Origin of the sequence: Streptomyces sp. NPDC051214 (assembly GCF_040682375.1) — a bacterium.
Classification (GTDB): Bacteria; Actinomycetota; Actinomycetes; order Streptomycetales; family Streptomycetaceae; genus Streptomyces.
The window spans coordinates 76,328-100,996 of record NZ_JBFBAT010000024.1 but is presented as its reverse complement, the minus strand read 5'-3'; the positions used below and the strand labels follow the sequence as shown (position 1 = coordinate 100,996).

27 protein-coding genes are annotated in these 24,669 nt (G+C 70.3%); 10 read left to right on the top strand and 17 right to left on the bottom strand.

The window, feature by feature from the left end; all coding sequences use genetic code 11:
• The 3 genes from AB0M70_RS40255 to AB0M70_RS40245 form a co-directional block, all read right to left on the bottom strand.
• The coding region (locus tag AB0M70_RS40255) for an alpha-amylase family glycosyl hydrolase (protein ID WP_365828501.1) at positions 1-611 on the bottom strand (611 nt) is incomplete at its 3' end.
• 39 nt (positions 612-650) lie between these two features.
• The gene (locus AB0M70_RS40250; RefSeq protein WP_365828499.1) at positions 651-2,621 is read right to left on the bottom strand and encodes an alpha-1,4-glucan--maltose-1-phosphate maltosyltransferase; all 1,971 of its coding nucleotides are present in this window, start codon (positions 2,619-2,621) and stop codon (positions 651-653) included.
• A gap of 68 nt (positions 2,622-2,689) precedes the next feature.
• On the bottom strand, positions 2,690-2,926 hold the full coding sequence (locus AB0M70_RS40245) for a DUF5133 domain-containing protein (protein ID WP_365828497.1): 237 nt from the start codon (positions 2,924-2,926) through the stop codon (positions 2,690-2,692).
• 294 nt (positions 2,927-3,220) lie between these two features.
• Between AB0M70_RS40245 and AB0M70_RS40240 the strand changes: the two genes are divergently transcribed.
• Both AB0M70_RS40240 and glgX read left to right on the top strand, forming a co-directional pair.
• Positions 3,221-3,739: a pep a2 gene (locus AB0M70_RS40240; protein WP_365828495.1), complete on the top strand. Its 519-nt coding sequence runs from the start codon at positions 3,221-3,223 to the stop codon at positions 3,737-3,739.
• A gap of 48 nt (positions 3,740-3,787) precedes the next feature.
• The gene (gene glgX / locus AB0M70_RS40235) at positions 3,788-5,920 is read left to right on the top strand and encodes a glycogen debranching protein GlgX (RefSeq protein WP_365828493.1); all 2,133 of its coding nucleotides are present in this window, start codon (positions 3,788-3,790) and stop codon (positions 5,918-5,920) included.
• Between the two features lie 10 nt (positions 5,921-5,930).
• On the opposite strand, the gene AB0M70_RS40230 is transcribed toward glgX, so the two are convergent.
• The 10 genes from AB0M70_RS40230 to AB0M70_RS40185 all read right to left on the bottom strand — a co-directional run bounded on the left by AB0M70_RS40230 (position 5,931) and on the right by AB0M70_RS40185 (position 15,039).
• Positions 5,931-6,680, bottom strand: a complete 750-nt coding sequence (locus AB0M70_RS40230) for a FadR/GntR family transcriptional regulator (RefSeq protein WP_365828491.1) — start codon at positions 6,678-6,680, stop codon at positions 5,931-5,933.
• A gap of 17 nt (positions 6,681-6,697) precedes the next feature.
• Positions 6,698-7,732 (bottom strand): D-erythronate dehydrogenase, encoded by a 1,035-nt coding sequence (denD, locus tag AB0M70_RS40225; protein WP_365828489.1) that lies wholly within the window; start codon positions 7,730-7,732, stop codon positions 6,698-6,700.
• Positions 7,729-8,568: a 2-oxo-tetronate isomerase gene (gene otnI, locus AB0M70_RS40220; protein ID WP_365828487.1), complete on the bottom strand. Its 840-nt coding sequence runs from the start codon at positions 8,566-8,568 to the stop codon at positions 7,729-7,731. Before otnI ends, denD begins: the two co-directional genes overlap by 4 nt.
• 35 nt (positions 8,569-8,603) lie before the next feature.
• Positions 8,604-9,908, bottom strand: coding sequence for an MFS transporter (locus tag AB0M70_RS40215; protein WP_365828485.1), 1,305 nt, complete (start codon positions 9,906-9,908; stop codon positions 8,604-8,606).
• 60 nt (positions 9,909-9,968) lie between these two features.
• Positions 9,969-10,709 carry an aldolase gene (locus AB0M70_RS40210; RefSeq protein ID WP_365828483.1) on the bottom strand — a complete coding sequence of 247 codons (741 nt, stop codon included), beginning with the start codon at positions 10,707-10,709 and terminating at the stop codon, positions 9,969-9,971.
• On the bottom strand, positions 10,706-11,986 hold the full coding sequence (gene otnK / locus AB0M70_RS40205) for a 3-oxo-tetronate kinase (protein ID WP_365828481.1): 1,281 nt from the start codon (positions 11,984-11,986) through the stop codon (positions 10,706-10,708). The genes AB0M70_RS40210 and otnK overlap by 4 nt, the downstream gene beginning before the upstream one ends.
• 1 nt (position 11,987) lies before the next feature.
• Positions 11,988-12,905, bottom strand: a complete 918-nt coding sequence (gene ltnD, locus AB0M70_RS40200; protein WP_365828479.1) for an L-threonate dehydrogenase — start codon at positions 12,903-12,905, stop codon at positions 11,988-11,990.
• A gap of 233 nt (positions 12,906-13,138) precedes the next feature.
• Entirely contained in the window at positions 13,139-13,789 is a 651-nt protein-coding gene (locus AB0M70_RS40195) for a hydrolase (protein ID WP_365828477.1), read from the bottom strand.
• A 72-nt stretch (positions 13,790-13,861) separates the two neighbouring features.
• A complete protein-coding gene (locus AB0M70_RS40190; protein WP_365828475.1) occupies positions 13,862-14,620 on the bottom strand; it encodes a cytochrome c oxidase assembly protein in 759 nt (252 codons plus the stop codon).
• Entirely contained in the window at positions 14,617-15,039 is a 423-nt protein-coding gene (locus AB0M70_RS40185; RefSeq protein ID WP_365828473.1) for a DUF2243 domain-containing protein, read from the bottom strand. The genes AB0M70_RS40190 and AB0M70_RS40185 overlap by 4 nt, the downstream gene beginning before the upstream one ends.
• A gap of 337 nt (positions 15,040-15,376) precedes the next feature.
• Between AB0M70_RS40185 and AB0M70_RS40180 the strand changes: the two genes are divergently transcribed.
• Together AB0M70_RS40180 and AB0M70_RS40175 are read left to right on the top strand one after the other, a co-directional pair.
• Positions 15,377-16,039, top strand: coding sequence for an HAD family hydrolase (locus tag AB0M70_RS40180; protein WP_365828471.1), 663 nt, complete (start codon positions 15,377-15,379; stop codon positions 16,037-16,039).
• 170 nt (positions 16,040-16,209) lie between these two features.
• Positions 16,210-16,692, top strand: coding sequence for a MepB family protein (locus AB0M70_RS40175; protein ID WP_365828469.1), 483 nt, complete (start codon positions 16,210-16,212; stop codon positions 16,690-16,692).
• A gap of 9 nt (positions 16,693-16,701) precedes the next feature.
• On the opposite strand, the gene AB0M70_RS40170 is transcribed toward AB0M70_RS40175, so the two are convergent.
• The 3 genes from AB0M70_RS40170 to AB0M70_RS40160 are packed head-to-tail and all read right to left on the bottom strand — an operon-like array spanning position 16,702 to position 17,946.
• A complete protein-coding gene (locus AB0M70_RS40170; RefSeq protein ID WP_365828467.1) occupies positions 16,702-17,079 on the bottom strand; it encodes a toxin Doc in 378 nt (125 codons plus the stop codon).
• Complete coding sequence (locus AB0M70_RS40165; protein WP_363212908.1) at positions 17,079-17,318, bottom strand: hypothetical protein; 240 nt, start codon at positions 17,316-17,318, stop codon at positions 17,079-17,081. Before AB0M70_RS40165 ends, AB0M70_RS40170 begins: the two co-directional genes overlap by 1 nt.
• 16 nt (positions 17,319-17,334) lie before the next feature.
• Positions 17,335-17,946 (bottom strand): winged helix-turn-helix domain-containing protein, encoded by a 612-nt coding sequence (locus AB0M70_RS40160; RefSeq protein WP_365828463.1) that lies wholly within the window; start codon positions 17,944-17,946, stop codon positions 17,335-17,337.
• Positions 17,947-18,024: 78 nt separating this feature from the next.
• Between AB0M70_RS40160 and def the strand changes: the two genes are divergently transcribed.
• The 3 genes from def to AB0M70_RS40145 all read left to right on the top strand — a co-directional run bounded on the left by def (position 18,025) and on the right by AB0M70_RS40145 (position 20,131).
• Entirely contained in the window at positions 18,025-18,726 is a 702-nt protein-coding gene (def, locus tag AB0M70_RS40155) for a peptide deformylase (protein WP_365828461.1), read from the top strand.
• An 87-nt stretch (positions 18,727-18,813) separates the two neighbouring features.
• Entirely contained in the window at positions 18,814-19,437 is a 624-nt protein-coding gene (locus AB0M70_RS40150) for an SMI1/KNR4 family protein (protein WP_365828459.1), read from the top strand.
• A 211-nt stretch (positions 19,438-19,648) separates the two neighbouring features.
• Positions 19,649-20,131, top strand: a complete 483-nt coding sequence (locus tag AB0M70_RS40145; protein ID WP_365828457.1) for a GNAT family N-acetyltransferase — start codon at positions 19,649-19,651, stop codon at positions 20,129-20,131.
• Positions 20,132-20,161: 30 nt separating this feature from the next.
• Here the strand turns inward: AB0M70_RS40145 and AB0M70_RS40140 are convergent, their stop codons facing one another.
• On the bottom strand, positions 20,162-21,490 hold the full coding sequence (locus tag AB0M70_RS40140; protein WP_365828455.1) for an aspartate aminotransferase family protein: 1,329 nt from the start codon (positions 21,488-21,490) through the stop codon (positions 20,162-20,164).
• A 91-nt stretch (positions 21,491-21,581) separates the two neighbouring features.
• Here AB0M70_RS40140 and AB0M70_RS40135 point away from each other — a divergent pair, with 91 nt between their 5' ends.
• From AB0M70_RS40135 to AB0M70_RS40125, 3 genes are all read left to right on the top strand, one after another.
• Complete coding sequence (locus AB0M70_RS40135; RefSeq protein ID WP_365828509.1) at positions 21,582-22,487, top strand: LysR family transcriptional regulator; 906 nt, start codon at positions 21,582-21,584, stop codon at positions 22,485-22,487.
• Positions 22,488-22,544: 57 nt separating this feature from the next.
• Positions 22,545-22,823, top strand: coding sequence for a hypothetical protein (locus AB0M70_RS40130; protein ID WP_365828453.1), 279 nt, complete (start codon positions 22,545-22,547; stop codon positions 22,821-22,823).
• Positions 22,824-22,916: 93 nt separating this feature from the next.
• Entirely contained in the window at positions 22,917-24,620 is a 1,704-nt protein-coding gene (locus AB0M70_RS40125) for an immunity 49 family protein (RefSeq protein WP_365828451.1), read from the top strand.
• Positions 24,621-24,669: the final 49 nt, after the last annotated feature.

The following is a 24,669-nucleotide window of genomic DNA, read 5'->3' as shown; positions in this document are numbered from 1 at the left end:
AGGGCGGAGATGATCTCTTCCTGGACGGCCGGGTTCTCGTAGTTGAGGTCGGGCTGGTGGGAGAAGAAGCGGTGCCAGAAGTACTGCTTGCGCACCGGGTCGAAGGTCCAGTTGGAGACCTCGGTGTCGACGAAGATGATGCGGGCGTCCTGGTACTGCTTGTCGTCGTCGGCCCAGACGTAGTAGTCCCCGTAGGGTCCTTCGGGGTCGCTGCGCGACTGCTGGAACCACGGGTGCTGGTCGCTGGTGTGGTTCATCACGAAGTCGATGATCACGCGCATGCCCCGCTGATGCGCGGAGTCCACGAACTCCACGAAATCCCCGAGGTCCCCGAATTCGGGCAGCACGGCGATGTAGTTGGCGACGTCGTAACCGCCGTCACGCAGCGGTGAGGTGAAGAAGGGCGGCAGCCACAGGCAGTCCACGCCCAGCCACTGCAGATAGTCCAGCTTCGCGGTGATGCCCTTGAGGTCGCCGATGCCGTCGCCGTCACTGTCGTGGAAGGAGCGGACCAGGACCTCGTAGAAGACCGCGCGCTTGAACCATTCGGGGTCCCGGTCCTTGGCGGGGGTGTCCTCGAACAGGTCGGATACCGGCTTGTTGATGGTCATGCATCCTCCGTTGCCGCACGGCTGGGGGCGCGTGCTTCCTCACTCGACCGCGCATACGTGCGCGGGGGAGACACCGGGTGTCAGACGGACGAAATTGGCCTCGCCCCACACGAAGGTCGCGTCACTCAGTTCGTCGCGCACCCGGAGGGTGGCGCCCGGCGTGATGCCCAGGCGTGCGCGGTCGAGGTGGACGGTCGCTTCCTGGGGGTGGTGCGGGTCGAGGTTCACGACCACCAGCACCGTGTCGCCGGGCTCATGACGGCTGTACGCGATCACCTGGTCGTTGTCCGTGGAGTGGAAGTGGACGCTGCGCAGCCGGTGCAGCGCGGGATGGCGCCGACGGATCGCGTTGAGTGTGGTGATCAGCGGCGCGATGGTGTGGCCGGTGTGCTCGGCCGATTCCCAGTCGCGCGGGCGCAGTTGGTACTTCTCCGAGTCCAGGTAGTCCTCGCCGCCCGGCTGGAGGGGGGTGTTCTCGCAGAGTTCGTATCCGCTGTAGACGCCCCACGCCGGAGAGAGGGTCGCGGCAAGGACCGCACGCAGCTCGAAGGCCGGACGGCCGCCGTTCTGGAGGAACTCGGGCAGGATGTCGGGGGTGTTGACGAAGAAGTTCGGCCGCATGTAGGCGGCCGTCTCCTCGGCCAACTCCTGTACGTACGAGGTCAGTTCCTGCTTGGTGTTGCGCCAGGTGAAGTAGGTGTAGGACTGCTGGAAGCCGATGGCGGCCAGGGTGCGCATCATGGCCGGGCGGGTGAAGGCCTCGGCCAGGAAGATGACGTCGGGGTCGGTGGCGTTGATGGTGCCGAGGACCTGCTCCCAGAAGGCGACGGGTTTGGTGTGCGGGTTGTCGACGCGGAAGATGCGTACGCCGTGGTCCATCCAGAACCGCAGCAGGCGTACGGTCTCGGTGATCAGGCCTGGCATGTCGCGGTCGAAGGCCAGGGGGTAGATGTCCTGGTATTTCTTCGGGGGGTTCTCGGCGTAGGCGATGCTGCCGTCGGCGCGGTGCTGGAACCACTCGGGGTGTTTGTCGGCCCAGGGGTGGTCGGGGGAGCACTGCAGGGCGAAGTCGAGGGCGACTTCCAGGTGCAGGTCGCGGGCCCGGTGCACGAAGGCGTCGAAGTCCTTCAGGGTGCCCAGGTCGGGGTGGACGGCGTCGTGGCCGCCTTCGGGGGAGCCGATGGCCCAGGGCACGCCGACGTCGTGGGGGCCTGGGGACAGGGAGTTGTTGGGGCCCTTGCGGAAGGTGGTGCCGATGGGGTGGATGGGCGGCAGGTAGACGACGTCGAACCCCATCGCGGCGATCGCGGGGAGGCGCTCGGCGGCGGTACGGAAGGTGCCCGACCGCGGCGGCTCACCCTCCCGGACGACGGCACCCTCCGAGCGCGGGAAGAACTCGTACCAGGACCCGAACAACGCCCGCTCCCGCTCCACAAGGAGCGGCAACGCGACGCTCTCGGTGCGGCGTTCGCGCAGGGGGTGGGCCGACAGGAGCGCGCGCACCTCCGGTGCCGTGGCCGCCGCCAGACGATCCAGCGGGGAGCGGGCGTCATCGCGCAGCAGACCGAGCGCCGTGTGCAGGGTGGACCGCGCGGTGTCGTCGGGGGCCTGGGCGAGGGCCCGTTCGAAGAGCTGGATGCCGTCTTCGAGGGTGACCCCGGTGTCCACGTCGGCGTGCACCTTGATCACCGCGTCGCGCTGCCAGGCGGCCATGGGGTCGGTCCAGGCGGCGACGGCGAAGGTCCAGCGGCCGATCGTGTCCGGAGTGACGTCGGCGGCCCACCGGTCCGTGCCCGGTTCCCTCTCCCGCATGGCGTGGCGCCGGACGGTGCGGCCGTCGGGCGCGTACAGGACCGCCTCAGCGCCGAGCACCGCGGAGCCCTCGGCGAACACGAGGGCCGTCACCTCGACGGCCTCGCCGACAACTGCCTTCGCCGGACGCAGGCCGCCGTGGACACAGGGCCGCACATCCTCGATGGGGATGCGGATGTGGCTGGGGTCCACCGACATGCTGTCCACCTCCGGGTCGTACCGTGCGCGTTGATCGTCTTCGCTTCGCTGCGGCCTCACGTGCCGCGTCAATCGCCGCCGGGCGGGGACCTGCGGCCGGCCGGTTCGGGCTCACGCCGGCGTTCGGCGGCCTCGGCCGCCTCTCGCCCGCAGCGCCGGCTCGTCACCGCGCACAGGGCGGCCACGGCGTCCTCGAACTGTGCGCGCACCGCGGGGTCGCCGGGCGAGGCGAGGAAGCGGCGCTGCCAGGCGCGGTACCTCACCAGTTGCCGACCGACGTCTTCTGTGGCGCGCTCCGCCCGCATCGCACTCGACCTCCTGGGCCTCCCGCGACGGCGAGCCCTGGCGGGCTCGCGGACCGTTCACGGAGGGGGAGCGACCCATCACGGCGGGTTCACTCCCTCCCCCATGGTGCGAGGTGAAGCGCTCGCCGTCCTGTTGAACGCAGAGTGCGCGGCCGATCACTCTCGTGTTGCACGAATGGAGTAGGGGGGTGACGCTGGTGCTGACTCTCGAGCGTTCACTGCTCACGTTCCGTGCGTGTCCCGGCTCCGCGCCGAAGCGCCGCAGCGTGGGCTCCGCGGTGAGGAGCATGAACGATGAAGCACCATTCAGTGCCCCGCTACTACCACCTCGACGTGGATCTGGAGCCGGAACGCGTCGGTCAGATCCGGCGCATCCTGGCCGCCCATCTGAGGTACTGGGGGCTGGAACAGCATGTGTCCGACGTGTCACGCGGGATCGGTCTCCTGCTGGAGCCCGCGGCCCGGAACATCGGTGCCGGGCGGACCGCGATCGAGACCTGGTGGACGGGTCAGCACCTGATCACCGCGGTCTCGCACGGCGATCCGGCCGTCCTGGGTGAGCACGGTGTGGAGTCGCACTCGCTGGCCGAGATCGCTGCGCTCAGTGACGGCTGGGGCAGCTGCACCGCGGACGACCGGCACATCGTCTGGTTCTCGCTGCGCAGCCGTACGGAGCTTCGTGAACCCCTGGTTCCCAAGGGTCCGGAGCCCGACACGATCGAGGCGCGGCCCCTGCCCCGCACCATCGCGCAGCCGATCGCCGTGGGCGCGCCGGACGTGGTGACGCCGCTCGAGGTCGCAGGCTCTGCCTGACCCGGAGGTTACGGCGGGTGCGCTCCCGGAAGGGCGCGCACCCGCCGCATGCCCGAAGGTCGAACCAAGAGACCTGAGGGCCATCGACGGGAGACCTTTGTGCGCGTATGGACCGGCCGACCTTTCCCGCTGGGCGCCACCTACGACGGCGAAGGAACGAACTTCGCCCTGTTCAGCGAGGTGGCCGAGCAGGTCGACCTCATTCTTGTGGACGAGGACGGCAGCGAACGGAGCGTGACCCTGGCGGAGGCCGACGGCACGGTGTGGCACGGCTACCTGCCGGACATCGGGCCGGGCCAGCGCTACGGCTATCGGGTCCACGGCCCATGGATGCCCGCCGCCGGGCATCGCTGCGACCCGAGAAAATTCCTCCTCGATCCTTACGCCAGAGCGGTCCATGACCTCCGCGACGACAAGGCGTCCCGCGACGGCGCCGGGCCGGCCGCCCTGTGCGGTGTCGTGATCGATCCGGCCTTCGACTGGACGGGTGACAACCCGCCCTCGCACGCCTACGCCGATTCGGTCATCTACGAGACGCACGTACGCGGACTGAGCCGCACCCACCCCGGCGTCCCCGAAGAGCTCCGCGGCACCTACGCCGGCCTGGCCGCACCGGCGGTCATCGACCACCTGACCACCCTGGGGGTCACCGCGGTCGAGCTGATGCCGGTGCACCAGTACGTCCAGGACGGATTTCTGCTCGACAAGGGACTGTCCAACTACTGGGGCTACAACACGATCGGGTTCTTCGCGCCGCACCACACCTACGCGGCCCACGGGACACTCGGCCAGCAGGTCACCGAGTTCAAGACCATGGTCAAGACCCTGCACGCGGCAGGCCTCGAGGTGATCCTCGACGTGGTTTACAACCACACCGCCGAAGGCAACGAGAACGGCCCCACCCTCTCCTTCCGCGGCATCGACAACGCCTCCTACTACCGGCTGTCCGATGACGACTTCAGCCGCTATTACGACACCACGGGGACGGGCAACAGCCTGCTGATGCGCCACCCCAACGTCCTTCAGCTGCTCATGGACTCCCTGCGCTACTGGGTCACCGAATGCCACGTGGACGGATTCCGCTTCGACCTGGCCGCCAGCCTCGCCCGGCAGTTCCACGAGGTGGACCGGCTCTCCGCCTTCTTCGACCTCATCCAGCAGGACCCCGTGATCAGCCGCGTCAAGCTGATCGCCGAGCCGTGGGACCTCGGCGACGGCGGCTATCAGGTGGGCAACTTCCCGCCGCTGTGGTCCGAATGGAACGGCAAGTACCGCGACTGTGTGAGGGACTTCTGGCGCGGCGGCGACCGGACACTCGCCGAGTTCGCCTCACGCCTGACGGGCTCCGCCGACCTCTATCAGCGCGACCGGCGCCGCCCGCGCGCCAGCGTCAACTTCATCACCGCCCACGACGGCTTCACCCTGCGCGACCTGGTCTCGTACGACACCAAGCACAACGAGGCCAACGGCGAGGGAAACCGGGACGGCGAGAGCGACAACCGCTCCTGGAACTGCGGCGCGGAAGGCCCCACGCGCGACCCCCAGGTGCGCGAACTGCGGGCACGGCAGCAGCGCAACTTCCTGGCCACGCTCATGCTCTCCCAGGGCATCCCGATGCTCGGCCACGGGGATGAACTGGGCCGCACCCAGCGCGGCAACAACAACGCGTACTGCCAGGACAACGAGACGACGTGGATCGACTGGGACCTCGACGAGGAACGCACGGAACTCCTGGACTTCACCCGCCGGGTGGTGGCGCTGCGCACCGAACACCCGATCCTGCGCCGCCGCCGCTTCTTCCGCGGGGACACCGTCACCCGCCAGGGACAGCCGCTGCCGGACCTGGTCTGGCTGCGCCCGGACGCCGAGGAGATGACGACGGAGGACTGGGACCGGCCCGACGCGCACGCGGTGGCCGTCTTCCTCAACGGCGACGCCATCGCCGAACCCGACCGCGCCGGGCGCACCGTCGTCGACGATTCCTTCCTCGTGCTGTTCAACTGCTACTGGGAGCCGATGGAATTCCGGCTTCCCGACGTCACGTACGGAGCGTGCTGGACGACCCTGCTCGACACCTACGAGACGGGCGGCCCGCCGGACGAGACGGAGCACAAGGCCGAGACGACGCTGAGCGTGCAGCCGCGGTCCCTGATCGTCCTGTCCCGTCCCCCGGTCAGGTGACGGGGGCGGGTCAGGAGCGGTCCAAGTCGACCTGCAGCTCGTCCGTCTGGGTCCAAAAGCCCTCGTCCGCGTCCTGCAGCCGGGACGCCGCGTGCTTCATGTGACGGCGTACGGCGCTGCGGGCCGCCTCCGCGTCGCCCGACTCGACGGCCGCCAGGATCGCGTGGTGCTCCACCCGGACCGCCTCGATGAAGTCGTCGCGCCGTGCTTCGTTGGCCCGTGTGACGCGGATGCCGCCGCGCATGACCTCGCCCAGATACCGCACGGTCGAGACCATCACCGCGTTGCCGGTCGACTCGGCGATCGACTGGTGGAAGGCCAGGTCCTCGTCGACCCCGTCGCCGCCGTCCGCCACCGCCTTGTCGATCGCGGCCAGTGCCTGCCGCATCCGGGCGACATCCTCCGGCGTGGCCCGGACGGCCGCCAGCGAGGCCGCCTCGCCCTCCATGGCGCGGCGTACCTCCACGATCTGCAGCACCTTGGACTTGGTGCCGGATGCCTCGGCCTCCAGGTCGAGCGGCCGGGTGCGCCGGGGCATGACGAACACGCCCCGGCCCTGGCGCGGTTCGACCAGGCCCGCGTTGCGCAGCCGGGAGACGGCCTCGCGGATCACGGTGCGGCTGACGCCCAGCTGCTTGACCAACTCGACCTCGGTCGGCAGCTTGTCGCCCTCGGCGAGACGGCCAGACTCGATCTCCTCCGAGAGGATCGCGGCGACCCGGTCCGCGAGCCGAATGGGGCCACTCACCTTGGAGAACATGCTCGTCAGTCTATCCGTCAGGGCCTGATCGCCCCGGTCGCGGGCAGGTCCGCGGGCGCGACGGCCTCGGGGTGGTCCTCCACGTACGCCCGGACGACCGCCTCGAAGCTCTCGTCGGGCCGCAGGCCGAGCGCGGTGGCGCGCGCGTTGTCGAAGGCGGCGGGCCACGAGCCGACGATCGCCTCGACGGCGGGGTCGGGCGCCACCGTCACCCGGTCGGCGACGGCGTCACCGGCCACCTCGCGCAGTGTCCGCAGCATCTCGGCGACCGTGACCGTCAGCGCCGGAAGGTTGACCGGAAGCCCGCCCTCGAGGCCGCCGGGCCCGCGCTCTGCCTCGGTGATGCGGAGGATGCCTTCGACGGTGCGCCGCGGTGAGGCGAGGGCGACCCGCAGGCCGGGGCTGACCGGGCAGGTGGCCGGCAGACCGGCGAGGGGCTCGCGGATGATGCCGGACAGGAAGCCGGAGGCCGCCGCGTTCGGCTTGCCCGGCCGCACCGAGACGGTCATCAGGCGCGCCACACGCCCGTCGACGAAGCCCCGCCGGGTGTACTCGGCGACCAACTGCTCGCACACGCGCTTCTGCGTCCCGTAACTGGACTGCGGGGTCGGCAGCGTTGACTCGCTGACCACGGGCGGCAACGGCAGTGCGGCATCGGAGCCGTAGACGGCGACGCTGCTGGAGAACACCACCCGGGGGAGGGGCCCGCCCGCGGCGGACTGGGCGCGGGCGGCGTCGAGCAGGGCGCGGGTGGTGTCCAGGTTGGCGCTCATGCCGAGGTCGAAGTCGGCCTCGCACTCGGCGGAGACCGCTGACGCCAGGTGGATCAGGACGTCCACGGGCTGCGCGAAGATCGCGTCGAGGCGTTCGCGCAGGTCGCCCCGGACGATGTCCACCAGCGGGTCGGCCGCCAGCGGCGTCCCGTCGGGCACGAAGCGGTCGGCGAGCACCAGTCGGCCGATCGGCGCACCGCACAGGGTCCGCCGCTTGAGCAGGGCATCGGCGACCTGCTGTCCCAGGAAGCCGAAGCCGCCGGTGATGACGATCCTCATGCGTAATCTCCTCGTTCGTTCTTGGGCAGGCGCGCGTTCTTGAGCGGGCGGTAATTCTTGAGCCAGCCGAGCCCCTCGGATGTACCGGCGCGGGGGATGTACTCGCAGCCGATCCAGCCGTCGAAGCCCAACTCGTCGACGGTGTCGAAGAGATGGCCGACATTGAGTTCGCCGCGGTCGGGCTCGTGGCGGTCGGGCACGCCGGCGATCTGCAGATGGGCGACGCGGCCGGTGGGAAGGTCGCGGCGCAGTGTCGTGGTGAGGTCGCCCTCCACGATCTGGCAGTGATACAGGTCGAGTTGCACCTTGAGGTTCGCGGCGCCCACCTCCTGTACGAGAGCGTGCGCCGCGGCCTGGTGGTGCAGGAAGTAGCCCGGCATGTCGCGGCCGTTGATCGGTTCGATCAGGAGGTCGACGTCCACGGCGGCGGCCCGGTCGGCGGCCCACGCCAGGTTGGCCAGATAGGTGGCGCGATGTGCGGCCCGCTGGTCGGGCGTGGCCTGCGGTGGCAGGAGGCCGGCCATCACATGGACTTGTCCGCAGCCGAGCACAGCCGCGTACTCCAGCGCCCGCTCGATGCCGGAGCGCAGCTCGCCCTCGCGGCCGGGCAGCGAGGCGATGCCCCGCTCTCCGGACTCCCAGGCGCCGGGCGGCGCGTTGAACAAGACCTGGCGCAGCCCGTTCTCGTCGAGCAGGCGGCGCAGCTCGGCGGCCTCGTGGGCGTAGGGGAAGAGGTACTCGACGGCCTCGAAGCCGTCGGCCGACGCGGCGGCGAAGCGGTCGGGGAAGTCGTGCTCGGTGTACATCATGGACAGGTTCGCGGCGAACCTCGGCATGCTTGCTCCTGCGGTGGGGCCGGGCCGGGGCCCGGTCAACGGTTGACGACGTCCTTCTTGGTGGTCAGCACGGCGGCCGCGCCGATCACCAGGCTCAGGGCCAGGACGTACATCGGGATGGAGGTCGAGCCGGTGGCGTCCTTGAGCCCTCCGATCATGTACGGGCTGACGAAGCCGGCGAGGTTGCCCACGGAGTTGATCAGGGCGAGCCCGGCCGCCGCCGCGGTGCCGCCGAGGAACGCGGTGGGCAGTGACCAGAACAGCGGGGCGCAGGTCAGTACGCCGGCCGCGGCGAAGGACAGGGCGATCAGGGAGAGCACGGTGGATCCGCTCCATCCGGCGGCCAGGGAGAAGCCGACGGCGCCCATGAGGCTGGGGACGACCAGGTGCCAGCGGCGTTCGCGGCGCTTGTCCGCGGAGCGGCCGAAGAGGTTCATGGCGATCAGCGCGGCCACGAACGGCACGGCGCTGAGCACGCCGATCGTGAAGTTGTCGTCGATGCCGGTCGACTTGACGAAGGTGGGCATCCAGAAGGTCAGGGCGTACTGGCCCATCACGAAGCAGAAGTAGATGAGGCACATGAGCCACACCTTGGGGTCACGGAAGCCGTCCCAGACGCGGCCGTGCTTCTGGTGGGCGGTGTCCCTGGCGATGGCTGCCTCGACGATGTCCTTCTCCTCACCGGAGAGCCACTTGGCGCTGCGTACGCCGTTGTCGAGGTAGAACATCGTGGCGACTCCGATGAGGAGCGCGGGAATCGCCTCGAGCAGGAACATCCACTGCCAGCCGTGCCATCCGCTGACCCCGTCGAAGGTGTCCATGATCCAGCCGGAGAGCGGGTTGCCGAAGATGCCGGCCACGGGGATCGCCGACATGAACATCGCGATCACGCGGGCCCGGCGGTGGGAGGGGAACCAGTAGGTGCAGTACAGGATCACGCCGGGGTAGAAGCCCGCCTCGGCGGCTCCGAGGAGGAAGCGCAGCACGTAGAACGTCGTCTCGTTCGTGACGAACGAGAACGCTCCCGAGACCAGGCCCCACGTGATCATGATGCGGGCGATCCAGGTGCGTGCGCCGACGCGTTGCAGCATCAGGTTCGAGGGGACCTCGAAGAGGAAGTAGCCGATGAAGAAGAGTCCGGCGCCGAGGCCGTACGCCGCCTCGCTCAGACCCAGGTCGTCGGACATCTGCAGCTTCGCGAAGCCGACGTTGACGCGGTCCAGGTAGGAGAAGACGTAACAGAGGATCAGGAAGGGGACGATGCGGAGAACGACCTTGCGGAACACGGCGTTCTCGCGGGCGAGTTCGGGGGTCTCGGCCGTCGCGGTGGGCGTGGACATGCGGAATCCTTACTGCGGCTCAGGGGATTCTCCGACGGGCGGTGCGCGGTGCGTGTGCGGTCACCAAGAGGCGCCGAACACGGACCTCAGTTCGTCGAGAGCGGGGGAGGGGAGCGGCTCGGGGCGACGGTCGGTCAGGAGCCAGAGGCGTGCCGTTTCCTCGAGTTCTTCGAGGACGGCGAGAGCGGATGCGGCGTCCGGGCCCCAGACCACCGGGCCCAGACGGTCGAGCAGCACGGCCCTGATCGGCGTGCGTCCCGCCGCACGATCAGCGATATGGCCGGTCACCAGGTCGGCCACGCGGGGATCGCCGGGCCGGTGGTAGGGGATGAGCGGGACGTGCCCGACCTTCATGACGTAGTACGGCGTGAGAGGCGGAAGCACGTCGTCCTGACTCCACACGCCGGCCAGGGTGAGCGCGACGAGATGCGTGGAGTGGGTGTGGATCACGAACCGTGCCGTGGGGTCGGCGGCACAGATCCGGCGGTGCAGGGTGAGGGTCTTGCTGGCGCGGTCGCCCGCGATCTGATCGCCTGCGGCGTCGACCAGCGCGAGGCGTTCGGGCCGCAGGAAGCCCAACGCGGCGTCGGTGGGCGTGATCAGGTGGTAATCGCCCCGGGGACCGCCTCCGGAGTCGCCTCGGGAGGCGTCTCCGGGGGCGTCGATGCGTGCGCTGATGTTGCCCGCGCTGGCGTGGACGTACCCCCGGGCGAACAGGCTGGTGCCCACCCGGACGATCTCGGCGCGTGCCGCGTCCACACCGTCCGGACCACCGGGGGCGGAGTTCAGCGGATCGGTCATGACCTCTCCCGGCTGAGGCGGGCGAAGGACGCGGTGAAGAAGTCGGGTCCGCCGAAGTTGCCCGACTTCAGCGTGATGTGCAGCGGGTCGCCGTCGGGCAGCGCCGCGGCGCACCAGGGCACACCCGGGTCGATCTGCGGTCCGATGCGCAGGCCCGTCAGGCCCAGCGCCTGCACGACCGCGCCCGAGGTCTCGCCACCGGCGACGACGAGTTGGCGGACGCCCGACTCGACGAGTCCTTGGGCGACGCGGGCCAGGGTCTGTTCGACGAGCTCACCGGCCTCGGCGACCCCGAGGCGGCCCTGGACGTCCTTGACCGCGTCGGGCGTCACGGTGGAGTAGACGAGGACCGGCCCTTGGGACAGCCGCTCGGCGGCGAAGGCGAGCGCCTGCCCGGCCACGTCCTCCCCGGCCGCGATCCGCAGGGGATCCACGCTGAACGCGGGCCGTCCGCTGTCCAGGAAGGCCTGGACCTGACCGTTGGTGGCGGTGGACACCGATCCGGAGACGACGGCCTGATGACCGGCGGGCGGCGGCAGTTGGGCGGCGGCCGGGGACGGCTCGAACCCCCAGTTCGCCGGCAGACCGATCGCGAGCCCCGACCCCGCCGTCACCAGCGGCAGGTCCTTGACCGCCGCACCGAGCCGCAGAAGATCGTCGTTGGAGACGGCGTCGACGATCGCGGCGCCCACCCCCTCCTCGCGCAGGGTGTCGACGCGTTCCCGGATCGCCTCGGCGCCGGCGGCGACCACGGTGTGGTCGATGAGGCCGACCGGGCGGGCGGTCTGCGCACCGAGCACGGACACCAGGTTGGAATCCGTCATCGGCGTCAGCGGGTGATGCCGCATGCCGCTCTCGCCCAGGAGAACGTCGCCGACGAAGAGATGCCCCTTGAACACGGTGCGCCCGTTGTCGGGGAACGCCGGGGTCGCGACCGTGAAGTCGGTGCCGAGGGCGTCCATCAGGGCCTCGGTGACGGGACCGATGTTGCCGGCCCGTGTCGAGTCGAACGTCGAGCAGTACTTGAAGTAGATCTGCTCGGCGCCCGCGGAGCGCAGCCATTCCAGTGCCCGCAGCGAGGCCGCGACGGCCTCGGAGGCCGGGGTGGTCCGGGACTTGAGCGCGATGACGACGGCGTCGGCGTCGACAGGCACTTCGACGTCCGCGGGCGGTACGTCGATCAGCTGGACCACGCGCATGCCCGCGCGGACCAGGTTGTTGGCCAAATCCGTGGCGCCGGTGAAGTCGTCGGCGATGCAACCGAGTCGGATCCCCATGTCAGTTCTCCTCCTGACCGGGCAGCTCGATCCCCGGGAAGATCTTGATCACCGCGCTGTCGTCCTCGCCGCCCAGACCGGAGGCGGACGCCTGCAGGAACATCTGGTGGGCGGTGGCCGCCAGGGGGAGGGGGAACTTCTCCGGGCGGGCCGCGTCGAGCACCAGACCCAGGTCCTTGACGAAGATGTCGACCGCGGACAACGGCGTGTAGTCGCCGGCGAGCACATGCGCCATGCGGTTCTCGAACATCCATGAGTTGCCCGCGCTGTGCGTGATCACTTCATAGAGCGCGTCCGCGGGTACGCCCGCCTTGATGCCCAGCGCCATGGCCTCGGCCGCGGCGGCGATGTGCACCCCCGCGAGCAGCTGATTGACGACTTTCACCTTGGAGCCGATGCCCGCTTGGTCGCCCAGGCGGTAGACGGTGCTGCTCATGGCCTCCAGCACCGGGTCGGCGATCGCGTACGCGGTGGGGGCGCCCGAAGTCATCATGGTGAGCTGTCCGGTGGCCGCACGGGCGGCGCCACCCGAGATGGGCGCGTCCAGGTAGAGCACGCCGCGCTCGGCAAGGCGCCGCTCCAGCTCGGCGGACCAGGTGGGGTCGGCGGTGGAGCACATGACGTAGACGGAACCCGGGTGCAGGCGCTCGGCCGCGCCGCCGTCGCCGAACAGGACCGACTCGACCTGGTCGGCGTTGACCACGACGCCGACCAGCACGTCGACAGAGGCCGCCAGTTCACCGGCGGACGCGAAGGCGGTGCCGCCGTCCGCGGCGAAGGCCGCGGCTACGTCGGGGCGCAGGTCGTGGACCCCTACGTCGAAGCCCGCGTCGCGCAGGCTGCGTGCCATGCCGAGGCCCATGGCCCCGAGCCCCACCACGCCTGCGCGCGGCCGTGCCGGCCTGTCCTGGTCGTTCATGCCCATCCTCGTCTCGCTGTGCCGGGCCCGCGTCATGCCGTTCGTGGCGCTTTCCGGCTCTGAATCCGTGCGGCGATCGGGTCATATGATGACCTGAGGATGTGGGATGGCGCACTGTGATGCCGGTCACATGTCGCTCGCGCGCAGGGGTGTGAGTGGCGAGGGCGGGGCGCAGGGCGGAACGCGGCGGCCACCGCTCCCGCCGCCCTACGGAACGTGCGTCGGCCGGGCGTTCAGATCTGCGCCTGCCCCATCCCGGCGAACCACCGGGCCGCCAGGGAGGCGACCTCGTCCAACGCTCCCGGCTCCTCGCAGAGATGCGTGGCGTCGGGGATCACGCGCAGTCGGCTGAGCACGCGCATCCGGTTGGCGGCTTCCCGGTTCAGCCGCAGCACTTCGGTGTCACGCCCCCCGACCATGAGCAGCACCGGAGCGTGCAGATGGCCGATCACCTCGTCGCCGGCCAGGTCGGGGCGGCCGTCGGGGCAGACCACGGTGTCCACGAGGCCGGGCCTCGCGGCGGCGGCGCCGAGCGCGGCCGCCGCCCCGGTGCTGGCGCAGAACAGGCCGACCGGCAGGTCGGAGACGTGGGCGGCCAGCCAGTCCACCGACGCGATCAGCCGCCGCGTCAGCAGGTCGACCTCGCCGCGCGGCCCACCGGTTGCCCTGTCGGCGACCGCCTCGTCGGGGCTGAGCAGGTCGATGACCAGCGTCCCGACCGCGGAGTTGTGCAGCGTGCCGGCCAGGGCCCGGCTGTGGGGACTGCGCAGGTAGGTGCCGCTGCCGTGGGCGAGGACCGTGACACCGAACACCGTGTCCGGCACGGTCAGTTCACCGATGAGTGCCCCCTCGCCGCTGGGCACGGTGACGATCTGGGACAGCATGGGACCTCCGGATTCCGGGAACGGGGTGCACGCCGGGTACCCCGCGAGATTCCCCTCACGCGGCAGTCGCCCTCAGGTGGCAGCTGAGGCACGCCTGTCCCGTACGAGAGCCCGGCCCTCGGCCGCGTACCACTGGTGGCACAGGATGACCGCCAGCGCGATGCCGACCACGTCCCCGCCGTAATACATGACGTACGACGCCCGGTGCAGGTCGGCCGTGGCGAATGAGCTGCCGGGCGGGCCCGTGGCGTAGAGCGATTTGGAGAGGATGCCGTGTGCGGCCGACGCGGCCAGCAGGGCCGTGCCGCGCAGCGCGAACGACGCGCGGTGGCGCAGCGGGTCAAGGGCCAGGACGGCGAAGGAGAACAGCACGCCGGAGGCCAGGAGATGCACGCTGATGAGCGCGTTCAGCCACGGCCGGTGATGCGCGGCGTCCATGAGCGGCGTGCGGTACACCGCCCACAGTCCGGCGATGTGCACGAGCGCGGCCAGCGGCGGCCACACGAGCAGCGCCGCCGCCCGCGAACGGACGCAGGAGAGCAGCCGCCGCCGTGGCGCGACCGGCAATGCGCGCAGGGCCAGCGTCACCGGGCGGCCGAGCACGAAGAGCAGGGGCGCGACCATCCCGACGCCCAGATGAGTGACCATGTGCCCGGTGAACGGCGGCCACGCCTGCCACGGAGCGGCCAGCGAGACCACGAGCACCGCGCCACCCGCGCAGACCGCCGCGTCACGCCGACGCGGCCAGCGGTCACCGCGGTGGCGCAGGTGCCGGGCCGCCGCCGCATAGCCGAGACAGCCCACGGCCACGAGCAGCACCACCGCCGTCATCGGCGGGCCCGGACCAGCAGCAGTGCGCCGCTGAGCAGGAACAGCACGGCGATCACGTTCCAGGTCCAGTCGTACGGCGCGAGGTCCACGCCGTAGCGGATCTGGTGCAGCTCGAGCGCCTTGTGCTGGAACGTGCCGTCGTACAGCTGGAAGCCGCCGAGCCCCAGGCACAGGCCCGCCCACCAGGAGGTGAGGTGCCGGGCGCCCCGGCGCCACAGGTCCGCGTACAGGAACAGGCCCGCCACCATCGCGAGCCAGCCGAAGGCATGGAAGATCCCGTCGGAGACGAGGCCGGCCTCGCTCGACGCCTTGTCGTAGAAGTGATGCCAGTGCAGCAACTGGTGGAACACCATCTCGTCGATGAACGCGGCGAACCCGACGCCCACCAGCACCCCGGAGAGCAGCGAGCGCCCCCTCACCGGTCCGCGCCCCTGTACCGCTTGGGCCAAACGCTGTGCTGCTCACGGGGATGGAACGTCGTCGTCATCCGGGACTCCTCGGCGCCAGGGCGGGTAACGGGCGGGAATGATCGGCATGCGTGGTGGGGCGAGGCGCCGGGTACCCGCGAAGCGGAATGACAGACCGCCACCTTTGCGCCACTGTGTCGCCCGGTGGTCGGGGCCGCGGGCAGGGCCAGGGCCAGGGCCAGGGTCGCAGCCCCACCCGCCTGCACGCGCGCAGGCGGCGGCCATGCGAGCCGCCGGTAGGGCTATTACGGTGAAACCAACTCCACGTCCGGCCATGAAGGGATCCCTCGTGACGCGTGCCGCCCTGTTCGACGTCGACGGAACGCTCGTCGACACCAACTACCTGCATGTGACCGCCTGGTGGGAGGCGTTCCGGCAGGCCGGGCACCTGGTGTCGATGCGCGCCGTGCATCACGCGATCGGCCTGGGCGGCACCGACCTGATCGAGCACCTCCTCGGCGAGGACCGCGACACGGACCAGGACGACGCCCTCAGTGCCGCGCACAAGACTCTTTACGGCACGCACTTCGACCGCCTCGAAGCGTTCGAGGACGCGGGAAAGCTGCTGCGCTCCCTGGCGGGGCAGGGGTGGACCATCGTCCTGGCCACCTCCGCGGGCGGCGCCGAGCTCGACGCGTTGCGCGCCGCCGTGGACGCCGACGACGTCATCACCGCGACGGCGAGCGCCGACGACGTGGAGGAGGGCAAGCCCGCGGCGGAGCCCGTCGCCCACGCGCTCGAACTGGCCGGTGCGAAGGCCGAGGACAGCGTGTTCGTCGGCGACTCGGTCTGGGACATGAAGGCCGCACGGCGGGCGGGCGTCACACCCCTGGCCGTGCTCAGCGGTGGCATCCCCCGCGAGGACCTCTCCGAGGCCGGAGCGGCGGAGGTGTACGACGACACCGCCCACCTGCTGGCCTCGCTCAAGAAAAGCGCGTTCGCGGGGCAGTGAGGGTCCGCGCGCTCGCCGACCCGACGGCGTCCCTGAGGGCGGCCGGTCGGCTGACCCGGCCGCCGTGACAGGGTGAACCCCTGTCTACGACCTGCGAGAACTCGTCCGCCTTCGAACCGTGGGTCGACGGCACTGCCGCTCACGGGGATCTCGTAGCGGCCAAAACGCTGGTGTACGACCCCTGCGGGTTCACCTGCTCACGGCCGGTGCCCGAGGCCGAGGGCGCCGACTACGCCGCCCATGAGTTCACGCTCGACGGTCGCCCCGTCCGCTACCGCGCCGCCAAGACGACCCCCACCAAGGTCGGCCAGTTCGTCACCGTCTGGAAGAGGTCGCAGGCCGGGCCCATCGCGCCCTTCGACGCCGCGGATCCGGTCGACCTCTTCGTCGTGAGCACCCGGGACAGCGGCCACTTCGGTCAGTTCGTCTTCCCCAAGGACGCGCTGCGCGCGCACGGCGTCGTGTCCGAGGACGGCACGGGCGGCAAGCGGGCCTTTCGCGTCTACCCGCCCTGGGTGGTCACCACGAACCGGCAGGCCGGCCGCGCGCAGGCCTGGCAGACGGACTACTTCCTCCACCTGCCCGAGGACGGCCCCGCCGACCTGGCCCGCGCCCAGGAGCTCTACCGCGCCCAAGAGCTCTACCGAGCGTGAGCCCAGTGATCAGACCTTCCAGGACCTGATCTGGTCGGCGACCGCGTAGACGCTGAGCCGGCTGTCGCGGATCTTGCGGATGAGGTCGGACAGTGCGCCGTAGGGCGGATCGATGCCTTCGCCCGACTGGTCCATGTACTGGGCGGCGACGAACGCCGCGTACAGGCTGTTGCGGTAGGGCAGGGGTTCCAGGCGCACGATGGTGTGCAGCAGGGCGGCGGCGCGCCAGGCGGCGTCCGGGTCGGCGGACTCCAGGGTCGGCAGCTTCGTCTTGTGGCGCGCGACCGCGGCGACCAGCGCGGAGTAGTCCGAGACCGTCATGTCCTCGGGGGCGACCGCGAACTCCTGAACGTCTAACAGCCAGGACACGTCTACGTACAGAACCATCAGGCGGCCGCGGACCCCTCGTGACGTGCGGAGGGCGGAATCTCCTCCGGATTGGCCGCGTCGAACTCGGCCCGCAGCCGGTCGGCCCAGGCGGAGGCGCCCGCGACGAACTTCTGGCGCTCCATCTCACGCACTCCGAGGTCGTGGAGGTACTGCTTGAGGCTCTTGCCCTCGGCCGCCGCGGCCGCGCGGACACCCTTGAGCTCCTCATCGGTGAAGGTCACGTTCAGAGACGGCATACGTCCAAGGTACCAACTAGGTACCTGCCGGGGGAGTCCCTCCATCATCCGCGCCTGAATCGGACTGGGGCAGCAAGGGGAACAGCCGGGTGATCAGCGCCACCGGGTGGGCTCCTTCGGGTCGGGCCAGGGGGCGGTGTTCGCGGTCCTGGTAGGGGGCGAGCGCCCGGCGGACGGTGTCGGCGACCCGGCTCATCTCCTCGGGCGTCAGGTAGGCGATGGCGCTGAACGCCTCGTCGTGACGCCATCCGGCCGGGGCCTGGTCGCGCTGGGCAAGCCAGCGCTGCCAGCTCTCGTCCTCCAGGCCGCGGGCCAGCTCGCCGAACTCCTCCTCCGCGGGCCCTTCGCCGACGGGGTCGACCTGCCGCAGGCGCCAGGGGCGTGCGCGCCCACCGTGATGGGGGGCTTCCTCGATGTGCCCGTGACGTGCGAGCTGCCGGAGGTGGAACGAGCAGAGCCCCGAGCTGTAGCCCAGCCGCGCGGCGGCCTCGGTCGCCGTCACCGTGCCGACTTCGGCGAGCAGGCCCATCAGGGCCGTACGGACGTCGTGCTCGCGCAGGGCGTCGCCGGTGTTCCGCGTTCGGTCGGGGTGCGCGGGGGAGTCATCTTGGAGGTCATCTTCGGTCACTTTGCAAAGTCTGCTACTTTGCAAAGAACTTGGCAAGCAGGTCTCGATGGCTTGCTGTCAGCGGAGGGAGAGGCAGAGATGTCGGTGTGTGAAAGCTGGTCCGAGGGCCCGGGGCGGTCCCGGCAAGAGGACCGGCGCGTCCGCGTGCAGGGGCGCCCCGTCGACACGTTCCCCGCACTGCCGCCGGAGGCAGCGCGGGGTGCGGTCCGCCGGGTCACGGAGGTGGGCGAGGAGATCCTGAGCCGCCCGTGCCAGGAGGTGACCGAGACCGAGTTCGGAACGGCGGAGTTGTCGGCGCTCATCGACGACATGTTCCTGACGATGTACGTGGCCGACGGCGCCGGTCTCGCCGCCAACCAAGTGGACGTCGACCTGCGGCTGTTCGTCTACGACTGCCCGGACGACGACGGGATCCGACACGTCGGCCACATCATCAACCCCGTCCTGGAGCTGCCCGCCCCGGGCGATCGCCGACTCCTCGACGCATCTGAGGGCTGCCTGTCGGTGCCCGGTGCCACGATGACGGTTTCCCGCACCGATCGGGCCGTCGTCCACGGGCTCGACAAGGAAGGCAAGCCTCTCGTCATCGAGGGCACGGGCTACTTCGCCCGGTGCCTGCAGCACGAGACCGATCACCTCGCCGGCCACACGTACCTCGACCGGCTCTCCACACGGGACCGCAAGGACGCCATGCGACAGGTGGCGGACCACCGCGAGGACGTCTTCGCCCAACGCACCGCCAACGCCGCCCGCCTGAGCCGCCCAAGCGCGACCGCCTGAGCCTCTCCCTCGGAACGTCCTTGACAACGCATCAGGCTGTCACGACGGTCTGGCGTCCGGATGGTCCCGCGGATGACGATGGACGACATGACGATTGAGGACTCGTGGCTGCGGATCGAGAACTGGTTGCGTGAGTACGCACCGGCCGCATACGCCTCATTGCCCCCAGCCGCGGGCACTGACGCGGTACGCGCGGCGGAACGCCAGTGCGGGCTCGTGTTTCCCGAGGACCTGGTGGCATCCCTGCGCCGTCATGACGGCGCGGGGGAGTGCCTACTGCCCGGGAACTACCGCCTGTCCGGCGCAGCCGAGATCGCGCAAGACTACGTGTGGTGGATCGGGTCGCAGCAGCGGGATGTGCACGATGACCTGCGCTATTGGCGTTCATCGTGGTTGCCTCTGGCCGGAGATGGCGCCGGGGGTTCCCTCTTCATCGAGATGGCACCGGGTGACCAGTACGGTCGCATCGGTGCGCATGCCCACGGTGACGGTGGACGCTTCGACGACCGGCCCCAGTACACCTCGCTGCAAGCCCTGCTCAGCTGGGCCGCGCAGGCCCTGTCCGCCGGCTCTGCCGCGGATGTCCTGGACTACGTGCTCGTCACGGACGAAGAGGGGCTTACGCACTGGGAGGACGCGGACGCAGAACAAGACGGCATGTCGGTGGTCTGGGACATGGCAGCCCTGGAGAACCGCCATGGAGGGCTCTGACCACTCGCGAGCCCCGTGAGAACCCGTCCATGAACCCGCACCTCGCCAGAAAACCTCTGGCGTGAGCGCGTGCGCGCCGTTAGCGTCGCTCGTATGCAGTGCTTCGTTTCCTGGCGTACTCGCCACTGAGGGTCGGTCCGCCGCCGCGACATGTCGCGAGCGGGCCACAGGTGTCCCGTCTCCCCTCCCTCAGTTCTGAGAGGCACGCATCATGCTCATTCGAGAGTTCGTTCAGAGCGACCTGGCCCGCCTGACCCAGCTGACCATCGAAACCTTCCAGGCGTTTCACGAAGAGTCGCTTCGCCCCTTGGTGGGCGACGCCGTCTTCGACGTCCTGGACGGCGACTGGCGCGACGACTACCGCCGGCAGGTTCCTGGCCTGCATGACCCGGAGCAGAACAAGTACGTGGCGGTCGCAGAGACCGACAGCGGCATCGTCGGCTATGTCGGCTGGCAGGCAGACCCGCTCCGCGGGCACGGCAGGATCGAGATCCTCGCCGTCGCAGCAGACCACCGTCGCGACCAGGTCGGCACCGCGCTGTGCCGGCACGCCTTCAGCGAGCTGCGTGGTCTCGGCGCGAGGATGGTCGAGATCGGCACAGGCGGTGACGCGTTCCACGCGCCGGCCCGCGGCCTGTACGAGAGCCTCGGCTGCGTCAAGCTGCCGACGGCGAGTTACTTCCGCCAACTTTGACATCAACAACAGCAGGTCAACGATGGGTTCTCAGAGGGAAGCGCGGGCCTCGCCGATCGCCTGGTCCAGGATTGTCAGGCCGAGGGACAGTTCCTCCTCGGTGGCGGTCAGTGGTGGTGCCATCCGCAACACCCCGCCCATGTTGGCGAGTTGGACGATGTTCATGTGCAGGCCGAGTTCCAGGCAGCGTCGGGTGACCCGTGCGCCCAGTTCGTTCGAATGCTGTTTGGTCTCGCGGTCGACGACGAGTTCGAGCCCCGCGAGCAGGCCACGGCCGCGGATGTCGCCGACGACCGCGTGCCGCGTGGCGATGTCCGTCAGGCCCTGGTGGAGGAACGCGCCGAGCGTACGTGCGCGCTCGTCGAGCCTGTCGCGGGTCAGGACGTCCAGGACGGTGTTGCCGACCGCGGCCACCAGCGGGTCGGCGACATGCGTGGTGAAGAACAGGAAGCCGCGCTCGTGCGCCTCCCGCTCGATCTCGGCGCTGGTCACCACGGCCGCCAACGGCAGTCCCGCGCCCAGCGTCTTGGACAGCGTGAGGATGTCGGGCACGACGCCGTCGCGCTCGAACGCGTACCAGGTCCCGGTGCGGCACAGGCCGGTCTGCGCCTCGTCGAGGATCAACAGCATGCCGCGTTCCCGGCACTTGGCCTGGAGAGCGGCGAAGTATCCGGGCGGCGGCTCGATGATGCCGCCGGAGCTGAGGATGGGTTCGACGAGGCAGGCGGCCAGGCTGCCGGTCGACTGGGCGTCGATCAGGTCGAAGGCGAAGTCCAGCTGGCGCCGCCAGTCCAGGGCGCCGTCGGCCGTGGTGAAGTCGGGCCGGTAGCTGTTCGGCACGGGGATGGCGAAGTTGCCGGGTGCGCCGGGACCGTAGCCCTTGCGGCCCGCGCTGTAGGTGGCGGACGCGGCGGCCTGCGTCATGCCGTGCCAGGAGCGCGCGAACGAGACGATCTCGTGCCTGCCGGTGACGAGCTTGGCCATGCGGAGGGCGGCTTCGTTGGACTCCGCGCCGGTCGTCAGGAGCAGCGCCTTCTCCAGCGGCGCGGGCAGAGTCTGCGCCAGACGCCGGGCGAGGTCGACCACAGGGCGGCTGAGCATGCCGCTGAAGAGGTGGTCGAGGGAGGCGATCTGCCGCTGGACGGTCGCGACGATCTCGGGGTGCGAGTGGCCGAGGATCGCGCTCATCTGGCCGGAGGTGAAATCGAGGATCTTTCGGCCGTCCGCGGTGAACACGAAGCTTCCGGCGGCACGTTCGATGATCTCGTGGGTGAACTCGCCGCCGTAGCGCACGAGATGCCTCTCGGCGTCGGCCCAGAAGGTGTCGGTGGACGGCAGGGCTGTGGTCGAAGCGGTCATGTCACCGACGGTAGGCGGCCTCCGAGCGACACGTCCATCTCACGATTCCGGCTTTCCTGTTCGGTAAAACCGCACAACAATGGGATACGTGATGAACCCCTGGAGGCTGCGCCTGCTGAGCCAGCTCGACACCCTGGGCACCGTGCGGGCGGTCGCCCAGGCCGCCAACCTGAGCCCGTCGAGCGTGTCCCAGCAGCTCGCCGTGCTGGAGAGCGAGACACGCACCCAGCTGCTCGAACGGACGGGGCGCCGCGTGCGACTCACCCCCGCCGGCCTGATCCTCGCCCGCCGGGCGCGGGCGATCCTCGACCACATGAGCAGCGTGGAGGCGGAGCTGCGCGGATTCGGCGAGGAGCCGGCCGGGCTCGTGCGGCTCGGGGCGTTCCAGAGCGCGATCCACACCATGGCCGTGCCCGCGGTGAGCCGCCTCGCACGCGAGCATCCGCACCTCGACGTCGAGCTCCTGGAGCTGGAGCCGCACGCGAGCATGCCCGCGCTGCGCGGCGGCGACGCGGACATCATCATCACGACCACGGACTTCGACGAGCTGCCGCTGGGACCGGACCTCGACATCGTGCCGCTGGCCATGGACCCGGTCCTGCTGGTGGTCCCGCCGGGGCATCCGGCGACCGGCCGCGGCGCCGTGGACCTCGCGGCGTACGCGGACGAGGCGTGGGCGTTCGACATCCCGCAGTCGTACATGGCCAATCTGGCGCTTCGCCTGTGCCGTCAGTCCGGCTTCGAGCCGCGCGTGGTGTGCCGGTTCAGCAACTACATGATGACCCTGCAGCACGTCGAGGCCGGACTCTCGATCGCGCTGCTGCCCGGCCTGGCGGTCGACCGCCGCTACGCCGTCGCCACCAGGGAACTCGCCACTCCCATGACGCGCACCATCACCGCGGCGATCCGCCACGGCTCGCCGCCTCGCGCCGCGGTGCGCGCGGTCCTGGAAGCCCTGCGCCACCACCCGGAGCTGCCGCTGCCGGGCGGGGAGTGAGGACCGGCGTCGGGCACGGAAGCCGGATTGTCAGTGGCGGCTGCGAGGCTGGGAGACATGGACAGGGATGAGGAGTTGTTGCGCGGCCGGGTCTACGGCCAGGACCACGACGACCCCCGCCAGGGCCCCCAGCCCGGGCGGGACTACGGCGAGCTGGTCGGTGGCCCCCTGGACGGCCTGTTGCTCGACATGACCGGCTGGACCAAGGGCGAGAAGGAGAGCGGTGTCGCCCTGCCCACGGAGCTGGGGCACTTCGGTGCCGGCGGGCGAGCGATGTACGACCCACGGCCCGGTGACCGCCGCCGTCGCTGGGACTGGTCCGGCGACACTCCCTGACCGCAGGCCCGCAGCAGAGGCCGCCCGACACCCCGCACCCCTCTCCCGACCCGGCGTCAGAACCGCCCCCGCACAGATCGTAGAGTCCCAACGGTGAACGAAAACAACACCTTTGGCATGCCGGACGCTCCCGACCACGAGCTGCCGATGCTGACCACCCACCAGGCCAACCGCCTGCGCGCACTCGCAGCGCCGTACACGCAAGAGGGGCACACCCACTTTCTGCACAACCTGGCGCAGAAGTGCCGGCAGGCGCCGCAGGAGCACTGGCCCGAGATGGTCGCCGGCCACTTCGGCCGCCTGGCGGAGGCAGGAAACGGCGACGAGAGCGCCGCTGAACTCCTTCGCGGTGTGCACGCGCGGCTGATACCCACGGATTCGCTCACGCCGGAGATCGCCGGTGCCATGAGTTACGCGCGCGTGGTGGCCGAGGGACTCGTTTTCGCCTACTCCCTCGACATGCCCACCAGCGTGCGCATGCTCACCGACCCCGACGTGGAGCGCGCCGGGATCGAGGAGTTGGGGCAGGCGGCGTACGCGAACTTGATGCGCGTACCCGTCGAACACGACGAAGTGCCCACCGAGGGCGGGGCGGTGCTGCACTCCCTGTACGGCGATTCCCCGTTCGTCGCGAGCAAGGCGCTGTACCTGTCGGAAACGGTCCGGCAGGTCACCGATGAGTCGCTCCCGGACGCCGGTGCCCTCTTCGTCGTGCCCACCCGGCACCTGCTGGCCTACCACCCGATCGCCGACGGCTCGGTGGCTGATGCCATCAACGCCCTTGCCGCGTACGGCCTCGGTGCGTACGAGGACGGGCCGGGCTCGCTGTCTCCCCGGGTCTACTGGTGGCATCAGGGCCGCCTGACGTCCATCACGGTCATCGACCACGACACCCTCTCCTTCTCCCTGCAGCCGCCGCCGGAGCTGCTCGGCCGCCTGAAGGGTCTGGTGCGCCTCGACCGTGCCGGACGGCTCGACACCGCCACCGCGGCCAAGGCGCCCGACGTGGCCGCCCTCACCCACGCCACGGCCGACGCCATAGCCGGCCTCACCGATGACCCGGCCGGACTGGGCGACGCCTTCGCCTCGGCTCTCACGCTCGCCCACGCCCACTGCGCCGCCGACCCCAAGGCGTCGCACGTCGACACCTGGGATGCCTGGGCCGTCTCCGCACAGCTCGGCACGGCCCTGTTCACCGGCGCGTCGGCCCAGAAGTGCTGGCTGGGCGAGGACATGGTGCCGCAACTGCCCGAGACCCCCGCCACGCCGCCCGCCCAGGCACGCGCCTGGCTCGATGCCTTCTACGTGGCGCTCGCGTGCCGTGAAAAGGACCGGGCCGACCGGCTGTGCCAGGTGCCGCTCGAGGTGCTGCGGCAGGACGACTCCGTCGACGCGTACGTCCTGCACTGGATCGACACCCTGCAGACCTACTGGTCCGAGCGCCCCATCGACGACGTCGTGACCAAGCTGCTCGCCACGATGGAAACGTCCCACCCGGAGTCCCTGACCCACACGCCCAAGGACTTCGCGGACCTCATCGACTACCAGCCCGTCGCCCTCTTCCACCGCCTGATCGCCCGCGACCACGACGCTTTCACGAAGGCCCTGGCCGACGCGGTCGATCACCACCGCACTTACTGGGGCGACTCGTCGGCGCCGCGCGCCCGGGTGGCGCTGGGGGTCCTCGCGATGACGAGCCTCGCGTACGACTACGGCTTCCCCGTCGACATGCCGCAGCCCTACCTGCCCACCTGCCTGCTCAATCGCGCACGGATCGAGGAGATACCGGCGGCCTGATCGAGGAGGTTCTCACGGGCTGAGCCCGCGCACTGAAACCCTCGTGAAA

What these genes read in the sequence shown, in the direction of transcription:
- AB0M70_RS40215 (WP_365828485.1), bottom strand. Translation starts at nt 9,908, where the DNA reads ATGTCCACGCCCACCGCGACGGCCGAGACCCCCGAACTCGCCCGCGAG.
- denD (WP_365828489.1), bottom strand. Translation starts at nt 7,732, where the DNA reads ATGAGGATCGTCATCACCGGCGGCTTCGGCTTCCTGGGACAGCAGGTC.
- AB0M70_RS40130 (WP_365828453.1), top strand. Translation starts at nt 22,545, where the DNA reads ATGGACAGGGATGAGGAGTTGTTGCGCGGCCGGGTCTACGGCCAGGAC.
- glgX (WP_365828493.1), top strand. Translation starts at nt 3,788, where the DNA reads ATGCCCGAAGGTCGAACCAAGAGACCTGAGGGCCATCGACGGGAGACC.
- AB0M70_RS40150 (WP_365828459.1), top strand. Translation starts at nt 18,814, where the DNA reads ATGACGATTGAGGACTCGTGGCTGCGGATCGAGAACTGGTTGCGTGAG.
- AB0M70_RS40250 (WP_365828499.1), bottom strand. Translation starts at nt 2,621, where the DNA reads ATGTCGGTGGACCCCAGCCACATCCGCATCCCCATCGAGGATGTGCGG.
- AB0M70_RS40165 (WP_363212908.1), bottom strand. Translation starts at nt 17,318, where the DNA reads ATGCCGTCTCTGAACGTGACCTTCACCGATGAGGAGCTCAAGGGTGTC.
- AB0M70_RS40135 (WP_365828509.1), top strand. Translation starts at nt 21,582, where the DNA reads ATGAACCCCTGGAGGCTGCGCCTGCTGAGCCAGCTCGACACCCTGGGC.
- AB0M70_RS40195 (WP_365828477.1), bottom strand. Translation starts at nt 13,789, where the DNA reads ATGCTGTCCCAGATCGTCACCGTGCCCAGCGGCGAGGGGGCACTCATC.
- AB0M70_RS40145 (WP_365828457.1), top strand. Translation starts at nt 19,649, where the DNA reads ATGCTCATTCGAGAGTTCGTTCAGAGCGACCTGGCCCGCCTGACCCAG.
- AB0M70_RS40240 (WP_365828495.1), top strand. Translation starts at nt 3,221, where the DNA reads ATGAAGCACCATTCAGTGCCCCGCTACTACCACCTCGACGTGGATCTG.
- otnI (WP_365828487.1), bottom strand. Translation starts at nt 8,568, where the DNA reads ATGCCGAGGTTCGCCGCGAACCTGTCCATGATGTACACCGAGCACGAC.
- AB0M70_RS40245 (WP_365828497.1), bottom strand. Translation starts at nt 2,926, where the DNA reads ATGCGGGCGGAGCGCGCCACAGAAGACGTCGGTCGGCAACTGGTGAGG.
- def (WP_365828461.1), top strand. Translation starts at nt 18,025, where the DNA reads ATGTCGGTGTGTGAAAGCTGGTCCGAGGGCCCGGGGCGGTCCCGGCAA.
- AB0M70_RS40140 (WP_365828455.1), bottom strand. Translation starts at nt 21,490, where the DNA reads ATGACCGCTTCGACCACAGCCCTGCCGTCCACCGACACCTTCTGGGCC.
- AB0M70_RS40230 (WP_365828491.1), bottom strand. Translation starts at nt 6,680, where the DNA reads ATGTTCTCCAAGGTGAGTGGCCCCATTCGGCTCGCGGACCGGGTCGCC.
- ltnD (WP_365828479.1), bottom strand. Translation starts at nt 12,905, where the DNA reads ATGAACGACCAGGACAGGCCGGCACGGCCGCGCGCAGGCGTGGTGGGG.
- AB0M70_RS40190 (WP_365828475.1), bottom strand. Translation starts at nt 14,620, where the DNA reads ATGACGGCGGTGGTGCTGCTCGTGGCCGTGGGCTGTCTCGGCTATGCG.
- otnK (WP_365828481.1), bottom strand. Translation starts at nt 11,986, where the DNA reads ATGGGGATCCGACTCGGTTGCATCGCCGACGACTTCACCGGCGCCACG.
- AB0M70_RS40170 (WP_365828467.1), bottom strand. Translation starts at nt 17,079, where the DNA reads ATGGTTCTGTACGTAGACGTGTCCTGGCTGTTAGACGTTCAGGAGTTC.
- AB0M70_RS40210 (WP_365828483.1), bottom strand. Translation starts at nt 10,709, where the DNA reads ATGACCGATCCGCTGAACTCCGCCCCCGGTGGTCCGGACGGTGTGGAC.